At 63.9% G+C, this 19,732-nt stretch carries 16 protein-coding genes; 12 read left to right on the top strand and 4 right to left on the bottom strand.

Annotated elements, in window-relative coordinates; translation table 11 throughout:
* The first annotated feature begins 13 nt into the window (after window positions 1–13).
* The 5 genes from ACNJX8_RS04580 (at window position 14) to ACNJX8_RS04600 (ending at window position 6,554) form a co-directional block, all read left to right on the top strand.
* Complete coding sequence (locus ACNJX8_RS04580; protein WP_439359745.1) at window positions 14–1,885, top strand: AMP-binding protein; 1,872 nt, start codon at window positions 14–16, stop codon at window positions 1,883–1,885.
* Window positions 1,886–2,073: 188 nt separating this feature from the next.
* Entirely contained in the window at window positions 2,074–3,201 is a 1,128-nt protein-coding gene (locus tag ACNJX8_RS04585; protein ID WP_439359746.1) for an acyl-CoA dehydrogenase family protein, read from the top strand.
* 15 nt (window positions 3,202–3,216) lie between these two features.
* Window positions 3,217–4,464, top strand: a complete 1,248-nt coding sequence (locus ACNJX8_RS04590; protein WP_439359747.1) for an acyl-CoA dehydrogenase — start codon at window positions 3,217–3,219, stop codon at window positions 4,462–4,464.
* A gap of 9 nt (window positions 4,465–4,473) precedes the next feature.
* Window positions 4,474–5,718 carry an acyl-CoA dehydrogenase gene (locus ACNJX8_RS04595; RefSeq protein WP_439359748.1) on the top strand — a complete coding sequence of 415 codons (1,245 nt, stop codon included), beginning with the start codon at window positions 4,474–4,476 and terminating at the stop codon, window positions 5,716–5,718.
* A 134-nt stretch (window positions 5,719–5,852) separates the two neighbouring features.
* Complete coding sequence (locus ACNJX8_RS04600; RefSeq protein WP_439359749.1) at window positions 5,853–6,554, top strand: nitroreductase; 702 nt, start codon at window positions 5,853–5,855, stop codon at window positions 6,552–6,554.
* 101 nt (window positions 6,555–6,655) lie between these two features.
* On the opposite strand, the gene ACNJX8_RS04605 is transcribed toward ACNJX8_RS04600, so the two are convergent.
* Together ACNJX8_RS04605 and ACNJX8_RS04610 are read right to left on the bottom strand one after the other, a co-directional pair.
* Entirely contained in the window at window positions 6,656–7,204 is a 549-nt protein-coding gene (locus ACNJX8_RS04605) for a sigma-70 family RNA polymerase sigma factor (protein WP_008543571.1), read from the bottom strand.
* Window positions 7,204–7,437 carry a NepR family anti-sigma factor gene (locus tag ACNJX8_RS04610; RefSeq protein ID WP_164934705.1) on the bottom strand — a complete coding sequence of 78 codons (234 nt, stop codon included), beginning with the start codon at window positions 7,435–7,437 and terminating at the stop codon, window positions 7,204–7,206. The genes ACNJX8_RS04605 and ACNJX8_RS04610 overlap by 1 nt, the downstream gene beginning before the upstream one ends.
* Before the next feature lie 226 nt (window positions 7,438–7,663).
* Here ACNJX8_RS04610 and ACNJX8_RS04615 point away from each other — a divergent pair, with 226 nt between their 5' ends.
* The 4 genes from ACNJX8_RS04615 to htpG all read left to right on the top strand — a co-directional run bounded on the left by ACNJX8_RS04615 (window position 7,664) and on the right by htpG (window position 11,913).
* On the top strand, window positions 7,664–8,470 hold the full coding sequence (locus ACNJX8_RS04615; protein WP_164934704.1) for a response regulator: 807 nt from the start codon (window positions 7,664–7,666) through the stop codon (window positions 8,468–8,470).
* 146 nt (window positions 8,471–8,616) lie between these two features.
* On the top strand, window positions 8,617–9,231 hold the full coding sequence (locus ACNJX8_RS04620; protein ID WP_439359750.1) for a nuclear transport factor 2 family protein: 615 nt from the start codon (window positions 8,617–8,619) through the stop codon (window positions 9,229–9,231).
* A 249-nt stretch (window positions 9,232–9,480) separates the two neighbouring features.
* Entirely contained in the window at window positions 9,481–9,912 is a 432-nt protein-coding gene (locus ACNJX8_RS04625; protein WP_439359751.1) for a hypothetical protein, read from the top strand.
* 126 nt (window positions 9,913–10,038) lie between these two features.
* Entirely contained in the window at window positions 10,039–11,913 is a 1,875-nt protein-coding gene (gene htpG, locus ACNJX8_RS04630) for a molecular chaperone HtpG (RefSeq protein ID WP_439359752.1), read from the top strand.
* A gap of 64 nt (window positions 11,914–11,977) precedes the next feature.
* Here the strand turns inward: htpG and ACNJX8_RS04635 are convergent, their stop codons facing one another.
* Both ACNJX8_RS04635 and ACNJX8_RS04640 read right to left on the bottom strand, forming a co-directional pair.
* Window positions 11,978–12,931, bottom strand: coding sequence for an IS110 family transposase (locus ACNJX8_RS04635; RefSeq protein WP_439359753.1), 954 nt, complete (start codon window positions 12,929–12,931; stop codon window positions 11,978–11,980).
* Between the two features lie 463 nt (window positions 12,932–13,394).
* Window positions 13,395–16,529 (bottom strand): multidrug efflux RND transporter permease subunit, encoded by a 3,135-nt coding sequence (locus ACNJX8_RS04640; RefSeq protein ID WP_439359754.1) that lies wholly within the window; start codon window positions 16,527–16,529, stop codon window positions 13,395–13,397.
* Between the two features lie 424 nt (window positions 16,530–16,953).
* Here ACNJX8_RS04640 and ACNJX8_RS04645 point away from each other — a divergent pair, with 424 nt between their 5' ends.
* The 3 genes from ACNJX8_RS04645 to ACNJX8_RS04655 all read left to right on the top strand — a co-directional run bounded on the left by ACNJX8_RS04645 (window position 16,954) and on the right by ACNJX8_RS04655 (window position 19,586).
* A complete protein-coding gene (locus ACNJX8_RS04645) occupies window positions 16,954–17,232 on the top strand; it encodes a DUF3551 domain-containing protein (RefSeq protein ID WP_128939955.1) in 279 nt (92 codons plus the stop codon).
* A gap of 34 nt (window positions 17,233–17,266) precedes the next feature.
* Complete coding sequence (locus ACNJX8_RS04650) at window positions 17,267–17,536, top strand: DUF3551 domain-containing protein (RefSeq protein WP_128931260.1); 270 nt, start codon at window positions 17,267–17,269, stop codon at window positions 17,534–17,536.
* Window positions 17,537–17,771: 235 nt separating this feature from the next.
* Window positions 17,772–19,586, top strand: coding sequence for a long-chain-acyl-CoA synthetase (locus ACNJX8_RS04655; RefSeq protein ID WP_439359755.1), 1,815 nt, complete (start codon window positions 17,772–17,774; stop codon window positions 19,584–19,586).
* Window positions 19,587–19,732 lie beyond the last annotated feature (146 nt).

Here is a 19,732-nt window from a genome sequence, read left to right on the forward strand (position 1 = left end):
CGGGAGACGCAAAATGAGTGGAAGCGCGGCGGCAGTAATGACGAAGCCCGCCTTTCGCAAGGTCCAGTGGCTCGCGCGCGACATCGAGGTCGAGCGCCGTGGCGACGGCACGCTGGTGCTGAAGTCGCGCATTCCGCTGCAAGCTTACGAGAAGCATATCCCGGCGTCGCTGGCGAAGTGGGCGAAGGAAGCGCCCGAGCGCATCTGGCTTGCGCAGCGTGGCGGCCCGAACCGCGAATGGAGAAAAGTCTCCTACAGCGAAGCCAAGCGGACCGCCGATGCACTGACGCAAGGCTTGCTCAATCTCGGGCTTGACGGTCGCCCCGTCGCGATCCTCTCCGGCAATTCGATCGAGCATGCGCTGATGACGCAGGCCGCGATGCAGGCGCGCGCGCCGGCGGCACCGGTATCGCCGGCCTACTCTTTGATGAGCCACGATCACGTCAAGCTGAAATACCTGTTCGACCTGATCAAGCCGGCCGTCGTGATGGTGCAGGACGGCCCGACCTTCGAGAAGGCGCTCAGGGCGATCGATCTCACCGGCGTCACCGTCGTTCATGTCGTGCGACCCTGCGACGGCATCAAGAGCGTCAGCTTTGCCGAGCTCGCGGCGACGCCGGTCACGAGGGATGTCGAGACGTCGATCGCGAAGATCACGCCGCAGACCATCGGCAAGCTGCTCTTCACCTCCGGCTCGACCGGCATGCCCAAAGCCGTCATAAACACCCAGGAGATGATGTGCGCCAATGCGGCCATGATGATGCAGGTGCGGCCGCGTACGCCGGGCGGCCCGCTGCCGACCGTGCTCGACTGGATGCCCTGGAATCACACCATGGGCGGCAATGCGGCATTCCACCCCGTGCTGGTCGAAGGCGGTACGCTCCATATCGACGACGGCCGGCCGGTGCCGGGCCAGTTCGAGGAGACGTTGCGCAATTTGCACGAGATCTCGCCGACCTATTACGCCAACGTGCCGGCCGGCTATGCCGCGCTCGCGGCGGCGATGGAGAAGGACGACGCGCTGTGTCGCTCCTTCTTCAAGAACCTCTCGATCATGGCTTATGGCGGTGCGCGGCTGCCGGACGATCTCTACGACCGCATGCAGGCGCTGGCGGTGAAGACGACCGGCGAGCGCATCGTGTTCTACACCGGCTGGGGCTCGACCGAGACCGCGCCGACCTCGACCGGCACCTATTGGGACACCGAGCGCGTCGGCCTGATCGGCCTGCCGTTCCCCGGAGTCGAACTGAAGATGGTGCCGTGCGGCTCGAAATACGAGCTGCGCCTGCGCGGCGTCAACGTCACATCAGGCTATTTCGGCCAGCCGGAGCTGACGAAGAAGATGTTCGACGAGGAAGGCTTCTACTGTATCGGCGATGCCGGCATTTTCGTCGACGATGCCGATCCGGTGCAGGGCATCATCTTTGCCGGGCGCGTGGTGGAGGATTTCAAGCTCACCACGGGCACCTTCGTGCATGTCGGCTCGCTCCGTACCGATGCGATCGCGGCGACGACGCCCGTCGTGCATGACGCGCTGGTCGCGGGACAGGATCGCGCCTTCATCGCCCTGCTTGCCTGGCCAAACCTGCATGCCTGCCGCCAGCTCGTCGGCAATCCTGACCTGAGCTTTGCGGATGCGGTGAAGCACCCTGAGGTCATGGCCTGCTTCAGGCGCGGGCTGGAGACGCACAACCGGGAGTGCGAAGGCGCCAGCAGTCGCGTCATCGCGCGCGCCATGTTGATGGTTGAGCCGCCTTCGATCGACGGCAACGAGCTCACCGACAAGGGCTACATCAACCAGCGCGCCGGCTTGGAGCGCCGCGCAGCGCTGGTGGAGCGGCTTTATGCGGACAAGCCGGATGAAGATGTGATCGTGCTGCGATGAATGCACAACTCTCTCACCTCGTCATTCCCCGGGGGCGCGCAGCGCGAACTTTGATGCGCAATTGCGCATCAGCGAATCCATCGGGCCGCATTGACGCGGTGGAATGGATTCCGGGCTCGCGACTTCGTTGCGCCCCAGAATGACGGCATCAATGAATGAAATGACAACGAATAAAAAGGTAGCCCGCCATGAACTTCGATTTCTCCGACGACCAGAAGCAGCTCCGCGACCAGGCGCGCAAATTCCTCACCGAGAAATGCTCGCCCAAGGCGGTGCGCATCGTGCTCGACGGCAAGGCGCCCTATGACAAGGCGCTTTGGAAGGGTCTCGCCGAAATGGGATTTCTCGGCGTCGCGATCCCGGAAGAATTCGGCGGTGCGGGTGCCGGTCATCTCGAGCTCTGCGTGATCGCGGAGGAGATGGGCCGGGCCAATGCGCCGGTGCCGTTCTCCTCGACCGTGTATCTTGCCGCCGAAGCGCTGCTGATCGCCGGCAGCGACGCGCAAAAGAAGAAGTGGCTGCCCGCGATTGCCTCGGGCGAAGCGATCGGCACGCTGGCGCTGTTCGAGGGTAAGGGCAATCCGTCACCGAAGAATGTCAAGGTGACGGCTGCGAATGGCATGCTCAACGGCGTCAAGAAGCCGGTGGCCGATGGCGCCATCGCCGACTTCGCCGTGGTTGCCGCGCGCACGGGATCGAGTGGACGTGAGAATGACATCTCGCTGTTCCTGGTCGATCTCAAAGGCGCGGGCGTTGAGGTGAAAAGCCTCACCAATCTCGATCCGACCCGCGGGCAGGCCGAGATCTCCTTCAAAGACTGCAAGGCCGAGCCGCTGGGGGCCGCCGGCGACGGCTGGAGCATCCTCACCCAGGTGCTCGACCGCGCCGCGGTGTTGTGCGCGTTCGAGCAGGTCGGCGGCGCCGACCGCGCCCTGGAGATGGGCCGAGACTACGCGCTCGACCGCATCGCCTTCGGCCGTCAGATCGGTTCGTTCCAGGCCATCAAGCACATGCTCGCCGACATGTATGTCTCGGCGACGCTGGCACGCTCCAACAGCTATTACGGTGCCTGGGCGCTCTCGACCAACGCTGCCGAATTGCCGGAAGCGGCGGCGGCCGCGCGGATCAGTGCGACGCAGGCCTTCCAGCACTGTGCCAAGAACAACATCCAGGTTCACGGCGGCATGGGTTTTACCTGGGAATTCGACTGCCACATGTACTACCGCCGCGCCAACGCCATGGCGCTCGGGCTCGGCAGCCTCACCTATTGGGAAGACCAGTTGATCGACCGCATGCGGAAGAAGAACGCGGCGTAAGCGAGGGGCAACGTTATGAACTTCGACGACACCCCGCAGGAAGCCGAATTCCGCGCCACCGCCCGCGCCTGGATCGGTGCCAACGCACCCAAGCAATACGAGGACGAGCTGCGCAAATCCTCGCTCGGCCGCACGCAGCTCAAGAACGCGAACATTCTCGAGGTCGCAAAGGCCTGGCAGAAGAAGAAGGCCGATGCCGGCTGGGCCTGCTTGCATTGGCCGAAGGAATATGGCGGCCGCGGTGCCTCGCCGATCGAGCGCGTGATCTGGCAGCAGGAGGAGGGCCCATTCGGAAAGCTCTCCCACATGTTCATCATCGGCCACGGCATGTGCGGGCCGACCATGATGGCGTTCGCGCGCGAGGAGCATAAGCGGAACTATCTGCCGCCGCTCGCCTCCGGCGAGAAGGTCTGGTGCCAGCTGTTCTCCGAGCCGGCCGGCGGCTCGGACGTCGCGGGCCTGCGCACGCGGGCCGAGAAGGACGGTGACGACTGGGTCATCAACGGCCAGAAGATCTGGACCTCGGGCGCGCATTATTCGGACTACGGCATCCTCTTGACCCGCACAGATCCGACCGTGCCCAAGCACAAGGGCCTCACCATGTTCTTTTTGGACATGAAGAGCCCGGGCGTCGAGGTCAGGCCGATCAAGCAGGCCAGTGGCGCCTCCGATTTCAACGAAGTCTATTTCACCAATGTCCGCATCCCTGACCACCAGCGCCTCGGCGAAGTCGGTGACGGCTGGAACGTCTCGCTGACCACGCTGATGAACGAGCGCATGTCGATCGGCGCCGGCGTCTCGACCGGCTTTCCGGAGCTGTTCGAGTATTGCTCCAGCCTGATGCTCGACGATGGACCTGCGATCGAGGATCGCGCGGTGCGCGCGAAGCTCGCGAACTGGGCGGTGAAGGCGAGCGGCCTGCGCTACACCAGCATGCGCGCGATCTCGGCGCTGTCGAAGGGCGAGCGGCCGGGTCCGGAGAATTCCATCGGCAAGCTGGTGGCGGGCTCCATGATCCAGGACGTCGCGACCTACGCGCTGGAGCTGCAAGGCGCGGCTGGCGTCGTCAGCGGCCCCGAAGACGCCGAAGTGGCTGGCCGCTTCCAGGCGATGCTGCTGCGCGCACCGGGTACGCGCGTCGAAGGCGGCACCGACGAGATCATGCGCAACATCATCGCCGAGCGTGTGCTGGGCCTGCCGGGCGATATCCGTGTCGACAAGGACGTGCCGTTCAACAAGATCCCGACGAAGGGAAGAGGTTAGAGGTCCGCCATGAATTTCGACGATACGCCGCAAGAAGCCGGATTCCGCGAGACCGCGCGCAAATGGGTCGAGGCTAACGCGCCGAAGGAGCTGCATGCCGAGCTGTCAAAATCCTCGCTCGGCCGCATCCGGCTTGCCAAGCAGGACATCGTCGATGTCGGCAAGGCCTGGCAGAAGAAGAAGTTCGAAGCGGGCTGGGCCTGCCTGCACTGGCCGAAGGAATATGGCGGCCGCGGCGCGACGCCGATCGAGCGCGTGATCTGGCAGCAGGAGGAGGGCGTCTACGGCAAGCTGACGCAGCCGTTCCAGATCGGCGAGGGCATGTGCGGCCCGACTGTGATGGCTTTCGGCAGCGAGGATGCCAAGCGCCGGTATCTGCCGAAGCTCGCCTCGGGCGAGGAGATCTGGTGCCAGCTGTTCTCCGAACCGTCGGCCGGCTCCGACGTTGCGGGTCTGCGCACCCGCGCGGAGAAGAAAGGCGACAACTGGATCGTCAACGGCCAGAAGATCTGGACCTCCGGCGCACATTACTCGGACTACGGCCTCTTGATTGCGCGCACCGATCCTGATGTCCCAAAGCACAAGGGCCTCACCATGTTCTTCCTGGACATGAAGAGCCCAGGTGTCGAGGTGCGTCCGATCAAGCAGGCCAACGGCATGCAGGAGTTCAACGAGGTCTATTTCACCGACGTCGTGATCCCCGACAGCCAGCGCCTCGGCGCCGTCGGCGAGGGCTGGAGCGTGTCGCTGACCACGCTGATGAACGAGCGCATGTCGATCGGCGCGCGGCTCGCAACCGGCGTGCCAGAAATGTTCGAGTTCTGCTCGAATCTGATGTTCGAGGATGGGCTTGCGATCGATGATCCGGCCGTGCGCTCAAAGCTTGCGAGCTGGGCGGTGAAGTCGAGCGGGCTGAAATACACCAGCTACCGCGCAATCTCGGCGCTGTCGAAGGGCGAGCGGCCGGGCCCGGAGAATTCGATCGGCAAGCTGGTGTCGGGCATGATGCTCCAGGACATCGCCACTTATGCCATGGACCTGCAGGGCGCAGCCGGCGTTCTCACCGGCAGCGACGAGGAGACGGTGCAGGGGCAGTTCCAGCAGATGCTGCTGTCCTCGCCTTCGATGCGCATCGCCGGCGGCACTGACGAGATTTTACGCAACATCATCGCCGAGCGGGTACTGGGTCTGCCGGGTGACATCCGCGTCGACAAGGACGTGCCGTACAACAAGATCCCGGCCAAGGGACGTTGATCTCACCTCTCGCTGTATCTTGTAGGGTGGGCAAAGCGAAGCGTGCCCACCATATGCAGATGCTCCGGGGTAAGTCTGTCGGTGGGCCCGGCGCCATGCGCCTTTGCCCACTCTACGAAGAGCGCGAGCTAAACATGGATGCAAAAGTGAGCCAGACACAAGACCGCATCGGCGTGCTCGAAGAGCTCCTCAACGAGCGCTACTCCGTGCGTGCCTTTCTCCCGAAGGAAGTTGACCGTGCCATCATCGAGCATGTGCTGACCACCGCGCAGCGCACCGCGTCCTGGTGCAACAGCCAGCCCTGGCAGGTGATCATCGCCAGCGGCGCGGCCAAGGAGCGCTTTCGCCAGGCGATCTACAAGGAGGCCTCGGGCGGTCTCGGCGACGATTACGATTTCACCCCGCCGCGAGAATATGTCGGGGTCTATCTCGAGCGCCGGCGCGAGAGCGGCTTTCAGCTCTACAATACGCTCGGCATCGTCCGCGGCGACAAGGCGGCCTATGCCAGGCAGGCGCTGGAGAATTACAATTTCTTCGGCGCGCCGCATGTCGCGATCATTCACACCAATGAGCCGCTCGGCATCTATGGTGCGATCGATTGCGGCGCCTATGTCTCCAACTTCATGCTGGCCGCACAGGCGCTTGGGCTCGGCACCATTCCGCAGGCGGCGCTCGCGCGCCATTCCGGCTTGATCCGCCGTCACTTCAACCTGCCGGACGATCGCCGTGTCGTCTGCGGCATCTCGTTCGGCTATGCCGACCACGCGCACAAGGTCAACAGCTACCGCACCTCGCGGGCCAATGTCGCGGACACCGTGACTTTCGTGGACGAGTGATCGGCGCTGCAAGCTTGCGCCATCAGGTTTCTCGCACGCGCGCAAAGGCGGCCGCGCAAGCGGCCGTCTTCATGCCGTCTCGATCCTGATGATGCCTGCCGTCAACCGCCGCTGCCGCCGATCACGGCTCGTACGGTCTCGTCGGGCCCAAAGTCCTCGGCGCCCTCGACATAGAGCAGCGCGGCGAGCTTCGAGCGGGCGCGGTTGACGCGGCTCTTGATCGTGCCGACCGCGCAGCCGCAGATCGAGGCCGCGTCCTCGTAGGAGAAGCCGGAGGCGCCGACCAGGATCAGCGCTTCACGCTGGTCCTGTGGAAGCTTGTCGAGCGCCGTACGAAACTCCTCGAATTCGAGATGCGCATTTTGCGACGGCTGGGTCTTCAGTGTCTTGGCGTAGTTGCCTTCGGCGTCCTCGACCTCCCGCCGCCGCTTGCGATAGTCGGAGCGGAACAGGTTGCGCAGGATCGTGAACAGCCACGCCGGCAGGTTGGAGCCAGGCTGGAACGAGTCGATGTTGGCCAGCGCGCGGAGCAACGTCTCCTGCACCAAATCGTCGGCGCGGTCCGCATTGCCGCTGAGCGAGATGGCGAACGCGCGTAAGCTCGGCACGGCCGCCAGGATGTCATTACGCAGGGAGTCCGTGAGAGGCATTAATCCCTCCCATTGTTGTTGTCGTTGGATCCACCCTCATTTTCCACTTGGTGGGCCGCTCCCGGTGCATCAAGCTTCTTGATCAGTTCAGCGAACCGATCCGGAACCCCTTGCCGCACCACGTCGTCGTACATGGCGCGCAGCTGATGGCCGATCCGGGATTGGATCTCCGGAGTGAGCCCTCCCTTGCCGGGGGTCGTGCTTTTGCTGGCTTGAGACTTGAGATCTTTCATGGCCTGTTCCACGTTTCCCCGAGTTAAGTGACTGTAAAATCGAGAATTTTTCTCAACCGGGAGCCGTTCCCTGGATAGGCACAATGCGAGTTGCGAGAAAAAGTTCCGCCCAATACGGAACTTTTCTCAGGCTGATGCGTAATCAGCCGAGCAGGGGAACCGGGCCCCCGCGTAACGCTGACCTCAGGGTAACCTCAAGTCTGGCCCGAAGATGAATGGAGTGGGGATGTCCCGTTCACAGCTTGTTGCTGAACACTTGCCGTTGTTGCGCCGGTACGCACGCGCCCTGACGGGCAGCCAGGCCTCCGGTGACGCCTATGTCGCGGCCATGTTGGAAGCCATGCTTGGCGATCCATCAGTGCTCGACGAGAGCCATGGGCCGCGCGCCGGCCTGTTCCGGCTGTTCACCCAGATCTGGAATTCCGTCTCCGTCAACGACGATGCCGAGGTGACGACCTTGCCGATGCCGCCGGAGCGGCGGTTGTCGAATATCACGCCTCTGCCGCGGCAGGCCTTCCTGCTGCTGTCGCTCGAGGGCTTTTCGGAAGAGGAAGTCGCCTTCATCCTCGGCACCGACGTGGGCGAGACGCGGCGGCTCGCGGACGCTGCCGGTCGCGAGATGGCGGCTGAGATCGCCACCGACGTGCTGATCATCGAGGACGAGACTTTCATTGCCATGGACCTCGAGAGCCTGGTGAAGAATCTCGGCCACAACGTCGTCGGCGTCGCGCGCACCCATGCCGATGCGGTGGCGCTGGCCAAGAACAGGCGGCCAGGCCTGATCCTCGCCGACATCCAGCTCGCCGACGGCTCGTCGGGCCTGGACGCCGTCAACGAGCTGCTTCGCACCTTCGAGGTCCCGGTGGTGTTCATCACCGCGTATCCCGAGCGCTTCCTCACTGGCGAGCGCCCCGAGCCGGCATTCCTGATCTCAAAACCGTTCCAGCCCGCGATGGTGTCGGCGGTGGCGAGTCAGGCGCTGTTCTTCCAGCGCAACTCGCGCAACCGCACGCCGAAGGCGCCGGCAGCGTAACGGTGCGCTCATAGTCTGAACGCTCGCAACGCATTTGATCCGGCGTGCTGCAAGGCGCGCCGGATTTTTCGTGTCCGCTTGCGGCGCTTGACGGCATCGCATTCGCCGCTCAAACCTCGTGCATCGACCCAATCGGAGATGTGCTCATGGACCCGCAGCTGCTCGATCGCCTCGCCATCCGCGACCTCCTTGAGAACTGGGCGGTGTGGCGCGACGCCGGGGACTGGGAGCGCTTTGCGACGGTCTGGCATGAAGAAGGCTGGATGTCCGCCACCTGGTTTCAGGGGCCGGCGCGGGATTTCATGCGCGTCAGCCAGGAGGGCTTCGCCAAGGGGGTGCGCATCCTGCATTTCCTCGGCGGCACCAGCATCGACCTCAGCGGTGAGCGGGCCATCGCACAAACCAAGATGACGATCTCGCAGCGGGCTTTGGTGCACGACGTGCTCTGTGACGTCGTCTGCACCGGACGCTTCTACGATTTCCTGGAGAAGCGGCAGGCCCGGTGGGGCATCGTTCGCCGCCAGCCGATCTACGAGAAGGACCGGATCGACCCGGTCGATCCCGCCGCGCCGCTTCAGCTCGACCAGAAAGCGCTCGCCGCGCTTCCCGAGGGCTATCGCCATCTCGCCTACATGCAGGAGCTGATCGGCTACAAGGTCAAGCGCGACATGCCGGGCCTGATCGGGCCCGAGGTCGAGAAGCTCTATGGCGAGGGGCGGGACTGGCTGGCGGGACGGCCAAATAACGCGACGCAAAAGTGAGCCCCAGACAAAAGTAAGGCGCGACTGGCATCACCACAGTCGCGCCCTACGTCGCCGGCTTATGGGGCAGGGGGGAATAGCCGGCTGCTGAGACGACTCCCGTCCGCAAAAGTCGTTCCAGGCCTTGCGAAATATTTTGCGGGCCTCCGGCATTTTTCGCACACGGTTAAGTGATCGTAACGGCCAAGAACCCCCGATCCTCCGCCCGCGTTGTTCCCGCGATCGCCATGGGGCGAGGGATCAATAGCCATGTCACAGATTCAAAAGGTATTTTTGGGCGCCGTCGCGATTGCCGCCACGCTGGGTGCCGTGCAACTGGCCTCCGGCCATGATTTGGCCGACCGCTGGCAGGCGGTCGCCGACATCTCCAGCCAGAGCTCAAACTTTGCCCCGAGCCACAACATCAATCGTGCCGGCAAGGCCGACCGGCTCGGCGAGATCAAGCCGGCACCGGTCGCCACCCGCACCGTGTCGATGCGGCTCAACGACCTCGCCGACACGTCGGTGTTGTTGCGGGTCCCCGCGGTGATCGAAACCGGCAATGCCAAGCCGCCGGTGCTGCTCCAGAACCAGAAGAACCAGAAGCAGGGCCGCAGCAAGCCGACGATCGCCTGCGAGCCGATGGTCAGCTCCCTGACCGAGATCGCCAAGCTGCTCCAGCCCGGCCGCTGTGTGACCTGATCCGCGCCAGTGGTCCGATCAAGGCTGCTCTGTCGCGACTTGCGGCAGAGCCTTCACATCCTCTTGATCCGCCGTTTCATCGCGCTATATCCGGGTTCCTCCCCTTTGATTTGACCGGGTAAGCGCATGACGACGTCAGATACGGCTGTGCACACGCAGCCTTTCCAGGCCGAAGTTTCCGAACTGCTGCACCTCATGGTGCACTCCGTTTATTCGGAAACCGACATCTTCCTCCGCGAGCTCATCTCCAATGCCTCCGATGCCTGCGACAAGCTGCGCTACGAGGCGATCGCCAGTCCGGACCTGCTCGGCGAGGGCGACGCGCTCAGGATCCGCATCATCCCGAACAAGTCGGCCGGAACGCTCACGATCGCCGACAACGGCATCGGCATGGAGCGGCAGGAGCTGATCGATCATCTCGGCACCATCGCCCGCTCCGGCACCAAGGCGTTCGTATCGAAGCTGAAGGAAGCCAAGGACGGCCTCGGCCTGATCGGCCAGTTCGGCGTCGGCTTCTATTCCGCCTTCATGGTCGCCGAGAAGATCGACGTGGTCAGCCGCCGCGCCGGTGAGAGTGACGTCTGGACCTGGACGTCCTCCGGCGGCTCCGGATTCGAGATCGCCCGCGCCAGCGACGAGGACGCGGCGCGCGTGACGCGCGGCACCGAGATCGTCCTGCACCTGAAGGACGACGCCAAGAAATATCTCGAGACCTACGAGATCGAGCGCATCGTCGGTGCCTATTCCGACAACATCCTGTTTCCCATCGAGCTCGTGCCTGGCGAGGGCGAGCCGCGCCAGATCAATTCGGCAAGCGCGCTGTGGCAACGCTCGAAATCCGAGCTGACGGCAGACGACTACAAGAAGGCCTATCAGCAGATCGCCTCCGCCTTCGACGATCCCGCGATGACGCTGCACTACCGCGCGGAGGGCCGCTATTCCTACGCCGTGCTGCTGTTCGCACCCTCGACGAAACCGTTCGACCTGTTCGAGCCGAACCGTAAGGGCCGCGTCAAGCTCTATGTCCGCCGGGTCTTCATCACCGATGATGCCGATCTGCTGCCGGGCTACCTCCGCTTCATCCGTGGCGTCGTCGACAGCGAGGATCTCCCGCTCAACATCTCCCGCGAGATGCTCCAGAACAATCCGCAGCTCGCGCAGATCCGCAAAGCCGTGGCGACCCGCGTCGTATCTGAGCTCGAAAGCCTCGCCGAGAAGGATGCGGAGAATTTTGCCAAGATCTGGGACGCCTTCGGCGCAGTGCTGAAGGAAGGCATCTACGAGGATTTCGAGCGTCGCGAAAAGCTGCTGGCGCTGTCGCGCTTCACCACGACGTCGGGTGAAAAGCGGTCGCTGAAGCAGGTTATCGCCGATTTCAAGCCGAACCAGACCGAGATCTATTATCTCGTCGGCGACAGCATCGAGCGGCTGAAGTCCAATCCGCGGCTCGAGGCCGCGACTGCGCGCGGCATCGAGGTGCTGCTGCTGTCCGATCCGGTCGACGCCTTCTGGACCTCGATGCCCTCGGAGTTCGACGGCAAGCCGCTGAAATCGCTGAGCCAGGGCGATCTCAACCTCGACCTGATCCCGCGCCTCGACGACAAGGACGAGGCGAAGAAGGATGAGCCTGAGGCGGATGAAGCCGCCACCATCGCGGTGATCAAGGCCGCGCTCGGCGAGCGCGTCAGCGATGTCAAGGCCTCGACGCGCCTCACCAGCTCGGCCTCCTGCCTGGTTGCCGACAGCCAGGGGCCGAGCCGCGAGCTGGAGCGCATCCTGGCGCAGCAGAACCGGGGCATGAAGACCAAGCCGATCCTCGAGATCAATCTGCGCCATCCGCTGGTGAGCGCGATCACCAAGGCGCAGGCCGGCTCCAAGGACGTCGACGATCTCAGCCTGCTGCTGCTCGAACAGGCGCAGATCCTGGACGGCGAATTGCCGGAAGATCCGGCGGCGTTTGCGGCGAGGCTGAACCGGCTGGTGTTGCAGGGGCTGGGCTGACGCTCGCCCAACGTCGTTGCGATGGGGAAGCAGCTCGCCACGCACGCAGACCTCGTAGCAACCATTAAACGCCGAGGAGTTTTTCAGTCCACGGCGTTCCGCGTTGCACGACGGTGTTGGCATAGATGAGCAGCTTGCGCGCGCATGCGATGAGAGCGGCATTGTGAGCCTTTCCGGCCGCAGTCAGGCGGGCATAGAGGGCCATGACGGCCTTATTCCAGCGGAAGGCCGCAGGCAGGGCTGCCGCAAACAGAGAGCGACGCAGGCGAGCGCGGCCGCCGGCGATACGGCGTTGGCCCTTGTACTGCCCGCTATCGTTGTCGAAGGGAGCCAGCCCGGCAAGGGCTGCGACTTCCTCCCGGCTGACACGGCCGAGTTCAGGCATGCGGACCAGGAGGGCCAGTGCCGTGCGCTCACCGATCCCGGGAATGCTCATCACTAGGTCAAGGCGGACAGCGAGATCGTGGTGAGCGCGTAGTTGCTTGGCGATGTGACGGATTTGGGAGAGCCGCCTTGCCTTCAACCGGGCAATGTCATCCAGCACGATGCGGCGTGGCCCAGGCTTATCGAGATGCTCGAGCCGGGTCTTGAAGCGCTTGATGTCCTCCTCGATCTGCTCGAGGAAGGTGAGCTGCTCGGCGAGCTCCGCCAAGCGCGGATCCGGCGCACTCCTCACCTCTTCGAGCGATGCCGCGCAGGCCGCAATCAGCGCGGCATCCAGCGTATCGTTCTTGGCGCGACGCAATCGGGAGCGGCCGAACGCCTTGACCTGGATCGGCTGCAGCACCAGCACGATGACGCCGGCCGCACGCAAATGCTCCACTACCCCACGCTCGTAACCGCCGGTCGCTTCGATCCCGACTCGCTTGACGCCAGCTTTGGTCAGCAGTTGCACCAGCTTCCGCCAACCGGGAAGGTCGTTGGCGACCTCCCAACCCTCGTCTCGACCATGAACTACAATGTCGAGCTTCGCCTTGGACGTATCGATTCCCGCTGTCGTCGTGCTAGTCTGTGCCATCTTCGTCGACCCTGCCTTGTGAAGCGAACCTGATTGTTCCGGCAACCATCCGGGTCCGATGAAGGTGCTGGCGCGATCCTGCTACGGGGCAGCCACAAACTGCTCAGGGTGGGCGCGATCCGATCGCCAGCGGCCTGCCGCGGGTTGCAGCCGCGGCAGGCCATTCCTCACGGAACACGCCGACAATATCTGATTGCGCTATTACAAGGGTGGGCAAAGCGACTTGTCCGCCATAGCTCGAAGAGCGACGGCGGAAGCGTGCCCTCCACATGCGCAGCGTGACCGGAATGGTGGGCACGGCGCTTTGCGCCTTTGCCCACCCTACGACACCTGCAAGAGCGAAGCTGTTGCCTCATACTCCGTCATTGCGAGGAGCCCTCGCGACGAAGCAATCCAGAATCTCTCCGCGGAAAGACTCTGGATTGCTTCGCTGCGCTCGCAATGACGGAGGTCGTGGTTCGGCTCACTCCGCCGCATCCTTCTGCTTGTCCCTAGCTGCCTCCGCATCCGGCTTCCCCTCCATCCAGCGCGAAAGCAGGTTGGAGAAGCGGTCGAGGTAGAGATAGACGATGGGGGTCGTGAACAGCGTCAGGGCTTGGCTCACCAGAAGGCCGCCGACCATGGCGTAGCCGAGCGGCTGGCGGATCTCGGCGCCGGTGCCGTGGCCGAGCATCAGCGGCACGCCGCCGAGCAGGGCCGCCATTGTCGTCATCATGATCGGACGGAAGCGCAGCAGCGCGGCCTGGCGGATCGACTGCTCAGGCGTCAAATGCTGCTCGCGCTCGGCGACGATGGCAAAGTCCACCATCATGATCCCGTTCTTCTTGACGATGCCGATCAGGAGGATGACGCCGATCAGGGCGATGAGGCTGAAGTCGAAGCCGAAGATCATCAGGATCGCGATCGCGCCGACGCCGGCCGACGGCAGCGTGGACAGGATGGTCAGCGGGTGGATGTAGCTCTCGTAGAGCACGCCCAGCACGAGATACACCACGACGAGCGCCGCGAGGATCAGCATCGGCACGGTGCCGAGCGATTGCTGGAACGCCTGCGCGGTGCCCTGGAAGCTCGTCGATAGCGTCGGCGGCGCGCCCATCGCGCTGACCGCGCGCAGCACGGCATCGGTCGCCTGTCCCAAGGCCACGCCTTCGGCAAGGTTGAAGCTGATCGTGACCGCCGGAAACTGGCCCTGATGCGCGATCGCGAGCGGCCGCACCGGCACGTTGGTCCAGTTGCAGATCACCGAGAGCGGCACCTGCTCGCCGGTGAGCGGCGATTTGATGTAGAGCTTCTCGAGCGTATCGAGCTGCCCCTGCAGCGCCGGCGTGATCTCGAGCACGACGTGATAGCTATTGGTCTGGGTGAAATACTGCGCGACCTGGCGCTGGCCGAAGGCGTCGTAGAGCGTGTCGTCGATCAATTGCGGCTGGATGCCGTAGCGTGCGGCGGTGTCGCGATTGATCCTAAGCTGCAGCGTCGTTCCCTCCGTCTGCTGGTCGGTGGCGACGTCGCGTAGCTGCGGCAGGCCCCTCATGCCGGCCAGGATCTTTGGCGCCCAGTCGTTCAGCTCGGCGAGATTGGCGTCCTGGAGCGTGAACTCGAACTGGGTCCGGGTGGCGCGCCCTCCGAGCCGCACGTCCTGCGAGGCCTGCATATAGAGGCGTGCGCCCTCGACTTCGGCGAGTTTTGGCCGCAGCCTCGCGATAATTTGCTGTGCGCTGGCATCGCGCTCACCGATCGGCTTCAGAGTGACATACATGCGCCCCGAATTCAGCGCCGTGCCGCCGCCGCCGATGAACATCGCAATGGAATCGACGGCAGGGTCGGCCTGCACGATGGCGTTGAGCTCCTCCTGCCGGCGCTTCATCTCGGCGAAGGAGATGTCCTGGGGCATCTCGGACACCGCGGTGAGGAAGCCGTTATCCTGCTGCGGGAAGAAGCCCTTCGGGATCACGATGAACAGCAGTGCCGAGAGCGCGACGGTGCCGAAGAAGATGAGAAGCGTGACGAAGCTGTGCCGCAGCGCGAGGTCCAGCCCGCGCTCGTAGGCGCCGAGCAGGCGCTCGAACATCCGCTCGCTCCACTGGTAGAAGCGGCCGCGCCGCGCCTCGTGGTCGGCGCGCAGGAAGCGCGAGGCCATCATCGGCGTCAGGGTCAGCGACACCACGAGCGAGACGAAGATCGCCATCGATAGCGTCACCGCGAATTCGCGGAACAGCCGGCCGATGATGCCACCCATCAGCAGCAGCGGGATCAGCACGGCGACCAGCGAGACGCTGATGGAAACGATGGTGAAGCCGATCTCGGCGGCGCCCTTGTACGCCGCGGCGAGTGGGCTCTCGCCCCGCTCGACATAGCGCGTGATGTTCTCCAGCATCACGATGGCATCGTCGACCACGAAGCCGACCGCAATGGTCAGCGCCATCAGCGAGAGATTGTCCAGCGAATAGCCGAACACCCACATCAGCGAGCAGGCGCCGAGCAGAGCCAGCGGAACCGTGATGCTCGGGATGATCGTGGCCCAGAAGCTGCGCAGGAAAATGAAGATCACCATCACCACGAGCGCGATGGTGATCATGAGCGTGATCTGCACGTCGTCGACCGCCGCGCGGATGGTGATGGTGCGGTCGCTGATGATCTTGATCTTGATCGCGGGCGGGATCGCCGCGATCAGCCGCGGCAGTTTCTCCTTGATGCGGTCGACGGTCTCGATGACGTTAGCGCCGGGTTGCTTGAAGATGACCAGGAACACGCCGCGCTTGCCGTCGGCCCAGGCCGCGGTTTTCATGTCCTCCGGCCCGGACACGGCCTCGCCGATGTCGCGGATCCTTAAAGGCGCGCCGTTGCGGTAGGCGACGATCACGTCCTTCCAGTGCGAGGCCTCGAGCAGCTGGTCGTTGGCGTAGATGGTATAGGAGCGGCGCGTGCCGTCGATGTTGCCCTTCGGGCTGTCCGCGGTGGCGGCCGCGATCTGGCTGCGAACGTCCTCGAGCGACAATCCCTTGGCGACGAGCTTGGTCGGATCGATCTGGATGCGCACCGAGGGTTTTTGCTGCCCGCCGACGAACACCTGCGCCACGCCGGGGATCTGGCTGATCTGCTGGGCGAGCTGGGCGTCGGTGCGGTCGCTGACCGTGGTCAGCGGCAGCGTGTCGGAGGTCGCCGACAGGATCATGATCGGCGAGTCCGCCGGGTTGACCTTGCGATAAGTCGGCGGCGAGGGCAGATTCTTCGGCAACTGTCCGCTCGCCGCGTTGATCGCGGCCTGCACGTCATTGGCGGCGGCATCGATCAGGCGGTTGAGATCGAACTGGATGGTGATTGACGCCGAGCCCAGCGAGCTCGTCGAGGTCATCTGCGTGATGCCGGGGATCTGCGCGAGCTGGCGTTCGAGCGGCTGTGCCACCGAGGAGGCCATGGTTTCGGGGCTGCCGCCCGGAAGTGACGCGGAAACCTGGATGGTCGGAAAGTCGACCTGGGGCAGCGGTGCAACCGGCAGCAGAGGATAGGCCACGAGGCCTACGAACAAGATGCCCGCCATCAGCAGCGAGGTGCCGATCGGATAGCGGATGAACAGAGACGAAAAGCTCTCTTGCATGCCCTGAGCCTGCAGACCGGCCGGCGCATCTTTCCCCGCGCAGGGCGGAGCCGCGCTCGAGAGCCCCGAGCGCGAATGTGCGTTTCCTTCAGCCCCTATGTCTATTGATTGCCCTGGAACGTCGTTGGTCCGGGGCCAGTGTTGTAACCGAAAGAGTAGTCCGTTCGCTGCAGCCTGCGAACGGATTCCTGCTCCGGATGCTTGCGACCTTTGTCGAAGGAATGCTGTCGCGAGATATGCGTCCTGTGCAGGCCCGAAACGGAGCTCTTTTCCGCTTTTGCGTCGTTGCAGTGCCGTGTCTCATCCGTTTCGGCGCGTGTCACAAGCGGGAGAGGTATGAACAGGAACAATCGCTTCTTCCGCGCTGTTGTGCCATATCGAAATGAAATAACGCGTGCCGTTGCCACGATTCGAGGACTGCCCGATGCGCCTGCCGATCCTGACCCTCACCGCCATTGCCACGCTTTTCGTGGCGGCAGATGCCAGCGCCCAGACCTACGATCCGCGCTACCCGGTATGCATGCATGTCTACACGCCCGGCGGCTTCGCCGGTGGCGGCGGCGATTATTACGACTGCTCCTTCACTTCGCTGCCGCAATGCCGTGCCACGGCGTCAGGCCGCTCGGCCAGCTGCGACGTCAATCCCTATTACGCTTTCGATGAACCGCCGCCGCCGCGCCGGCGCTACAAGAAGGTGCACTAGCGCTTCCGCGATGCGACTTCCGAGGACCGTTTTCATGCGCCACTCATTCGGCCTGATCGCGACTTTCGGTGCCTTACTGGTAGCCGCGCCCTCACATGCGCAGACCTTTGATCCGCGCTACCCCGTCTGCATGCACGTCTATTCCGGCTCAAACGGCGGCGGCGGGGACTGGTACGAGTGCTCCTTTGTCTCGGTACCGCAGTGCCGCGCCACTGCGTCGGGCCGCGCCGCAACTTGCGATCTCAATCCGTACTTTGCCGTCAACGTCCCGGCATCGCGCCCGCGTTATAGGCGAAATGGTTAGCACCGGGCGGATTGCCGCGCGGTCTCGTCTGGGGCCTGCCGCTACCCCTTCCTGATCCCCGACAACTCCACCTTGCGCCAGCGATCGTCTCGGCCGGCAGCATGCCGCCGAACTCGCCCGCTTGGTAAAGGATCGCTAGCGTTAATCCCGCACTAACCGGGTTTTAGCCTGTCTCTTAACATCTGGGCAGGCTCGCAGGTCTAAGCTGCCGGATCAGCAGACACGTCCCGAAAGAATGAACGGCATGACCACCGGTGTCCTCGAGCAACCGAAAGCCGCGCGCCCCCCCTCGGCTTCGAAAATCTGGCTGAAGGCGATCGAGCTCACCGCGCGGATCGAGACGCTGCCGGGACGTCTGTTTGCGGACGTCGTTGACGATTGGGCGCAGCGCCAGCCCGATCGCGCAGCGCTGGTGACCGACGATGCCACTCTCGATTACGAAAGTCTGTCGAAGAGGATCAACCGCTACGCGCGCTGGGCTCGGTCGGCTGGCGTTGCCAAGGGCGACACCGTTGCTCTGATCATGCCGAATGGCATCGACTATGTCGCGGCCTGGCTCGGCATCAGCCGTGTCGGCGGCGTGGCTGCGCTGATCAACACCAAGCTCATTGGGCAATCGCTCGCACATTGCGTCGACGTCGCAAAGCCGTTGCATGTCATCGTTGCGCATGAGCTGATGGAGATGTGGGACAGCGCAGCGCCTTATCTGGAGACGGACGCAAAAGTCTGGACCCATGGCGATGCCCGTGGCGAACGTGCGATCGACGTGGCGTTTTCCGCGCTCGACGATGGAGCGCTCTCGCCGGACGAACACGGCAACATCACCATCGATGACCGCGCGCTGCTGATCTATACCTCGGGCACCACGGGCTTGCCCAAGGCCGCCAGCATCAGTCACCGCCGCATCCTCAATTGGGGCTTTTGGTTCGCCGGCCTCACCGGCGCGACGCCGCAGGACCGGCTCTATGATTGCCTGCCGCTGTTCCACTCGGTCGGTGGCATCGTCGCGCCCTGCAGCATGCTGGCTGCCGGCGGCTCGGTGGTGATTGCGGAGAAGTTTTCGGCCTCGCATTTCTGGTCCGACATCGTCCGGCATGACTGCACGCTGTTCCAGTATATCGGCGAGCTCTGCCGTTATCTGCTCAAGGCGCCGCCGTCGGAATATGAGAACCGGCATCGTCTGCGGCTCGTCTGCGGCAACGGCCTGCGTGGCGACATCTGGGAAGACTTTCAGGCGCGCTTTTCCATTCCGGGCATCCTCGAGTTCTATGCTGCAACCGAGGGTAATTTCTCGCTGTTCAACGTCGAGGGCCAGCCGGGCGCGATCGGCCGCATCCCGCCGCTGCTCGCGCATCGCTTTCCCGCAAGCCTCGTCAAGCTCGATCCCGATACCGGCGCGCCGCTGCGCAACGAAGAGGGCTTTTGCATCGCCTGCGTCCGTGGGGAGGCCGGGGAAGCGATCGGCCGCATCGGCACCGCGGACCAGGGCGGCGGCCGTTTCGAGGGCTATACCGACGCGGGCGAGACCGAGAAGAAGATCCTGCGCGACGTCTTCGCCAGCGGCGATGCCTGGTTTCGCACCGGCGACCTGATGCGGGTCGACGACAAGGGCTTCTTCCATTTCGTCGACCGCATCGGCGACACCTTCCGCTGGAAGGGCGAGAACGTCGCGACGTCGGAGGTGAACGATGCCGTGCGGGATTTCACCGGCGTGATCGATGCCACCACCTACGGCGTCAGCATCCCCGGTACCGACGGCCGCGCCGGCATGAGCGCGCTTGTTGTGAATGAGGGCTTTGAGATCGCCGCACTGCCTGCGCATTTGGCACAGCGCCTGCCGGCCTATGCCCGTCCCGTTTTCATTCGCATCTCTTGCGAGATCGATGCGACCGAGACCTTCAAGCAGAAGAAGGGCGACCTCGCGCGCGAAGGCTTCGATCCAGAGGCGATAACGGATCCGCTGTTCATGGTTGACCCGAAATCCGGCGCCTATGTCGCGCTTGACGCTGAGGCCTATGCGCAGATCGTGGACGGCGCGATCAGGTTGTAACGCTGCGAAAAATCCGCAGATAGGTCCAATTTTATCTGAATTGTCCAAGAAGCCATTTACTTCTGTCGGGTAAACAGGCGGCCATGGGGAGGCGGTCAGCAAGAGCCGCCGCAACGCGAACGATCGATAACAACAAGCGAGCCAGC

It is taken from the genome of Bradyrhizobium sp. SPXBL-04 (assembly GCF_051853035.1).
GTDB lineage: Bacteria > Pseudomonadota > Alphaproteobacteria > Rhizobiales > Xanthobacteraceae > Bradyrhizobium > Bradyrhizobium zhanjiangense.